Raw genomic sequence first — 5923 nt, forward strand, 5'->3', positions numbered from 1 at the left:
TGAGGATACCCCCACCTTGTTCCCGCATGCCTTCTGGCAGATCACAATGCCGTTCTCAATATCCTATCATGAAATCCGTCATATAAGAGAGGGTGAAATCCTGCGAATTCACGAGCATACGTAAGAAAATCAAATCATATTGAGGGAGCTTAGTCGTTCATTCATCTGTTTGAGGTGATGTATATCGTGGTCAATAAATATCTTCAAGTACTTATCAACTGTAAATTGGCGTTTCCCAGAACCAATTGTGAACTTAACATTACTGTCGATTCCAGATATCGTTTCAATTAACAGTCTTCTATTCAGGACAAACTCATCTATTAAAGAACCTGTTGTTATAAAAAAACTTATGTATTCGATGGCTTCTCTATTATGTAGGTCATGATTAGGGAAAGCATTCAAGTTTGTACCATCATTCATAAATGGAACATGCTTCTCTAAAATGAACTTATCCCAATAATATAGATGGCCTATGATTTCCTTAACTGACCATTTACCTTCACTTATCGGCTCGAGAAGGCGTTGTTCATCGAATTCTTTATACTTCAGTATTTCTTCTGCTGTCTGCCCATAATTCAAAGCTGTTTTATTACTCATTTATAAACCTCCATTTCTCATTTGGTTATATGTTAATTTTATCCATCGATAGTATATATGTAAAGAACATTTGTTCTATCTTTTGTTCCTTATGTTAAAGTTAAACTATCCTGCCCGTTCGTATTAACGCCAGGCAAGTACATCTGTATCAAATACCCTATTTTGTACAGATATATCCGCGTTACTTAGTTTTACTTTCACGACACTTTTCCGCTTCCTTGATGAGTACGGCGACTCACCTTCTTCTTCCGCTAGTGCCCGTTTATCCAGCCCATTTACATTAGGCAAGCATCCCCTTTTCTCTTTCACACATACGTTATTATTGCTAACTGAGATTTGGGAGGATGTTATGATAAGTGAAACCTCTTATTGGTATTCTGGCACATAGAACAAATAAAACGTTTATGAATGGCAGTTTTTTGCGGGATTTAGTCCGTGAAGGCGAAAAACTAGATAGCCAGGTTGTTGTGTTTTCTCATTTAGATCTGATAGAAAAAGACAAAAAAATTCACGGCTTTATACCTTCCCCTTCAAATCGCTGGAAGATGAACATTTATCCTTGCCCAGATGTCGTGATTGATTTTTGCCGGTATCTTAAAAAGCCTTTTCGGGATATGCGCCGCCGGAAAGAATTGTTCACTTATGCCAATCATAAGTTCACCTACAAATGGAGAGCTACTAAGTTATTTAGTAAATCGGAGAAGGTGAAGCAATGGATACCGGAAACCTTGCTTTATACCCCTCAAAACCTACTGGACATGATCCGCAAGCATCCTATCCTCTACATCAAACCAGGCAACGGTACTGGTGGCCACAGTGTAGTTAAACTCTCACGAAAATCCGGTACATTTCACATCAAGGGCCGAAAAAAATCGGCACGCTTGACGCATATTGTTCTGCCCTCGGAAGATTCCGTAGTCCGCTGGCTTAACTCATGGGTGAGTACGCAGCGGATTCGCACCGGAAACTTCATGATTCAGCAAGGATTGAATCTGGAACTGACCCCCGGACGCGTACTGGATGCCCGACTGATCATCCAAAAAAACGAAAGGGGCGAGTGGGAAGTGACCGGGAAGGGCATGCGGGTCAGTGCTAAAAACAGCCCCACCACCAATCTGGTTCATGGAGACGGAAAGGCATTGCGTTTTGAACCGTTCATGATCCGACGGTTCGGCCCGGAGAAAGCCAAACAAATCAGCCGGGAATGCGATCAAATGGCCATGAAATTGATGGAAGTGATTGAGGAGCGGTATGGCTCAATGGTGGAGTTCGGTTTGGATGTTGGTGTCGATGTGAAAGGGAATGTCTGGTTAATTGAGGCGAATCCGAAACCGAGCCATTCCATCTTCTTAGGCACGAAGGAAATGGGCCTTTACCGCAAATCCATACAGCGTCCCATTCAGTATGCGGCGTATCTAGCGAGAACAAAATTTGAAAATGGATTGTAGGGTCTTTTCTATGCTTCTGAATAGGTTTTACTTTGTAGAACCCTCACAAAACTTTCGGCACCTGGCACGTATTAATCTTTTGGCTGCTGGACAACACGTTAATAACGCCATATTTCTTTTGTTGATCAGGTATCTTCTTCAGTAACATTACTGAACATCTGTATAAAAACCATTATTTTGCGAAGAAGTCAAAAAGGATCCGCCGCGGCGGATCCTTTTAGTTCCTGAAGAGTGCACAACTGCACGGCTTCGATCAGTTACACCGCAGTCATGTTCCTGCACTTTGGAAATGAGCTGCAACCATAAAATTCGCCTTTAGCACTTTTCCGCAAAACCATCTTGCTTCCGCACCTGGAACAAGTCTTTTCTACTGTCGGCATGGCTTGCTTTACTGCTTTTGCCGAAGGTGCTGCACCTGGATTGAGTTTTGGTATCATCTCTATTAGTTGTTCACGGTTAATTAGACGAATGCGATTCGATTTCGCGAGTGAATAAGCTTCATCAGTATATTCCCTATTCGCGATAACCCAACCCTCGGAAGCACCATAGTGTGCAATCGAGGCTTGTACTTCTTGCACTGCTTTCAACCCCACGTTTTTGCTATAGCGCTTCGCCTGGACAACGATTTTTTTCCGTCCTTCACGATAACCAGGTCAGCCCCATAATCGCCAGCCGCACGGGTAACTTGAACAGCATAGCCATGCGCTCTAAAAAGGTGTCCTAAGTAATGCTCGAACTGCCTTCCGTCCATCTCATCAATGTCTTTAATACCCGATTTCTTCAATTTCTCTTCATAGAGCATCTTTCGGTAGAACATGACCCCGACAAATAGCCCAAACACGCAGCCCGCAGCCACGATACCGGCAGTAATCGATTTTGTTAGATTAAACACCCCAAAAAATGCTCCAAAAATACAAATCACAAGCAATCCTTCAATAAGCTTCCATAGCTCTCTTTCTACTTTCTTCTTCTTCCTGGACATGACCCTCTTCTCCCTCGATGCGACGTTCTTTACACACATCAACTATTTCGGTAAATAAAGTAAAAACTATTAACGTTCTGGGGCTTTACCCGTCATCAGCAAAGCCCTTCATCAAACGCCTAATTTTGTATGTACGCGAAATCGTGCTTAACAAATAGAAAGGCCCTAACTGCCCGTTTTGTTTTCTTTCGAACTTTTTCGATTAGCGTTTGTTTTCTTTTATTATCAAGACCTTGTCTGCTCGAATTACAGATACGCTAGAAACCAAAACGATTCCAGTTTTCGTCATTTTCTCTCCCTCACATTCTCATCATCTGTCATAATAGGATTCTTCTCAATATTGAACATAAGTTCCACACATCAAATATGAAGCTTTTAAAATTCCACCTGAGTTTGGAAATCACAATATTATGATATCGAATATACGTTCGCATGTAAATGGCGAGCTTTTCAACCATCCTGCACGTTAGCTCAATGAATAACTGATCATTTTGAGAAGATTCCTCAATTGCGGGAAACAATATATGTTTTTGTCCTAAATCGGCAAACGATATAAGTTCTTGTCACTGACTTTTGACAAGAACTTATATCGTTAAAATAAAAAAAACCGCAGTTATGCGGCTTCTAAAACATATATGTTCTTGTCCTCCGACAGTTGTTGATGTTTGTAACTCCCCGCGATGTAAATCACATTATATCTATTATTCTTCGCTTTAGCTTCAGAAAGTGTCAATAATATACAAAGATAGAGTCCAGAGAACTCTATCCATACATAGCCTTTATTCGGTTAATTTGACAAGTTTCTGAATTGGAAGAACTTATCTTTTAAATTCTTAATAAACTGGATTCCTTCGGCTCTAGTTAAAGAGTCGTTAGGTGCATACCCCTCATAAGACTTGGCTGTTTTTCCTTCTGTGTATTCCTTACTGAACAGGTACGATACAGCCGTTTTCTCGTCTACAGATGCACCGTCAGCAGCAGCGATAATACGAGCAACTAGACCACGCTTAACCTCTGCTCCCCTACTATCAGTAATATTTATCCCCAGCATCGGAAACTTACCTTTTTCGGCTAGAATATACAAGGCGTCCGACCAACGACCGGACTTAGTATCATCATTTACCACTTTGTTCTTTAAGAATGACTTCATGAACATACTCAAGAATTCTTCTTCTGTCAGAACAGCATCTGGCTTAAATGTTCCATCTGCGTAACCATCTACGATTTCGTTAGTTATTGCCCATTCAACAGTAGCATTTGCCCAGTGGTTACCCGTATCCGTAAACTTAATTGGTTTAGAGCCTTTCGGCAACTCATCGTTATTATTGATATTTACGGTAGTAGGGGTGGCACCTGTTGTAGGGACTGTTGTAGGTACAACAGGTGTCGGAACTACTGTAGGTACTACAGTTGTATCCACTGTTCTATTGAAATCAATTAACTTCATACGCCGTGGTGCCGAAGGTTCTAAATAAAAGAAATTTACCGTGTACTCTAAGGATACCGTTTCGTAAGAGGGCGAAGTAATGGTGCTTGTCCCACCACCATATGTAGTGGTTGTTACTGTCTTATTACCGCCTTTCTTTGTCAATCCATCCAACTTAACGGTGTATGAATCACCTTCTTTGTAATCCCCAAAGTCCGATGGGATAGAAAAGATAACAGCTGGGCCTGCTCCAAAGCCCCCTGATTCGTAAATAAAGTTATTACTCCCCAAATTAACCATCTTCCCGTCAGAGTTTCTCTTTACAACCAATGTCAATGCACTAGTGGATGTTTCAGAGAATACCTGATTATTTAACTGAATTGACCAAGGTTGGTTACGAATCAAGTTATCTGCTGGATAGAAACCAGCTCCTGGGTACGAAGTATAGCTTACATTCGATAAACTGGTATTAGACCTATCAAAAACCTTCAAAGCAGCATAATATGTACCGTTCTTTTCATTGATCTCTACCTTCTTAACTAGACCGAATCCAATCTTACCCAGAGTAGGATTAAGAACCCAACGTCTGTGTCCTACTCTACTATTATTAGACGCATCTGCATCATCCATATACATATCAACACTTAAATCTAATATGTTGTATCGTGTATCCATCCCAAAGCCAGAAACATAAAAGATGTTGCTACTAGATGTTGCATCATACGCTTTTTTATACACGTCTTCAGACATCCCTGAGGGTCTGGAAGGAGTATGACTCATTTCTCCATTAACCCCCATTATGAAAGCGCCAAACTGAGCAGAAGTACTTAATGACGAATCCAGTGTCACATTGTCAGGTAACCCGCTGATGAATCTGTAAAAATTCAGTTTCTTCAAACCCGTTTCAAGATGATTAGACTTTAATACCCCAATATCTGGATTAGAAGGGATTAGGTTAGGTACAGATACAAAAGGGTCACCTAATGCAAAAGAGTTTTTGTACACATTCCACTTGGCCTTTATTTCCTCTTTCGATCTTACAGGTAACTCGTTTGGAATTACCGTGGAAGCACTCGCTGTACTCAGCGAAAATAACATGGCCACAGACGCTAGTAGTGCTACTGTTATTGACTTTTTACTTGTTAAATAGGACAAACTCGACAACATGGACAAACCCCTTTCAGATACTCTTGCTTGGAAGAAATTAAAATAGAAAGCTTTCGATAGACAAAATCATTTTGTTAATATTCGACAATTTATTCGGTATCCCCTTCCTCGAGATACTAACTAAAGACCAAATTGCTAATATCTATCTATATTACTTACACCTAAGGATGAACCTATGCATTGCTTATAATAATGGAAACCTCTACTTAAGTCAGTTGATTATAAGTCACATTGACCAATAAGGTTACAAAAACATATTATAAAGGCTCTTTAACCCTTCAGAAAAAAGACTGCGAAGCTTAG

Annotated in this window: 4 protein-coding genes and 1 pseudogene; 1 reads left to right on the plus strand and 4 read right to left on the minus strand. The window is 40.5% G+C overall.

The genetic code is table 11. The annotated features are described in order from the left end of the window. Window positions 1–129 precede the first annotated feature (129 nt). Window positions 130–597 (minus strand): DinB family protein, encoded by a 468-nt coding sequence (locus tag GC093_RS32540; RefSeq protein ID WP_171656120.1) that lies wholly within the window; start codon window positions 595–597, stop codon window positions 130–132. Window positions 598–953: 356 nt separating this feature from the next. On the opposite strand from GC093_RS32540, the gene GC093_RS32550 reads away from it, so the two are divergent. After that, entirely contained in the window at window positions 954–2045 is a 1092-nt protein-coding gene (locus tag GC093_RS32550) for a YheC/YheD family endospore coat-associated protein (protein ID WP_171656122.1), read from the plus strand. Between the two features lie 257 nt (window positions 2046–2302). Here the strand turns inward: GC093_RS32550 and GC093_RS37015 are convergent, their stop codons facing one another. From GC093_RS37015 to GC093_RS32560, 3 genes and pseudogenes are all read right to left on the minus strand, one after another. Further along, complete coding sequence (locus GC093_RS37015; protein ID WP_376768693.1) at window positions 2303–2482, minus strand: topoisomerase DNA-binding C4 zinc finger domain-containing protein; 180 nt, start codon at window positions 2480–2482, stop codon at window positions 2303–2305. A 54-nt stretch (window positions 2483–2536) separates the two neighbouring features. Next, a pseudogene (locus GC093_RS36745) lies at window positions 2537–3066 on the minus strand (restriction endonuclease); the annotation flags it as partial. A gap of 748 nt (window positions 3067–3814) precedes the next feature. Next, window positions 3815–5608 (minus strand): S-layer homology domain-containing protein, encoded by a 1794-nt coding sequence (locus tag GC093_RS32560; protein ID WP_171656123.1) that lies wholly within the window; start codon window positions 5606–5608, stop codon window positions 3815–3817. Window positions 5609–5923 lie beyond the last annotated feature (315 nt).

It is taken from the genome of Paenibacillus foliorum (genome assembly GCF_013141765.1).
Lineage (GTDB): Bacteria > Bacillota > Bacilli > Paenibacillales > NBRC-103111 > Paenibacillus_S > Paenibacillus_S foliorum.

Bases quoted from the DNA above. Each gene is read 5' to 3' on its own strand.
- GC093_RS32540 (WP_171656120.1), bottom strand. From the start codon at position 597: ATGAGTAATAAAACAGCTTTGAATTATGGGCAGACAGCAGAAGAAATA.
- GC093_RS37015 (WP_376768693.1), bottom strand. From the start codon at position 2,482: ATGATACCAAAACTCAATCCAGGTGCAGCACCTTCGGCAAAAGCAGTA.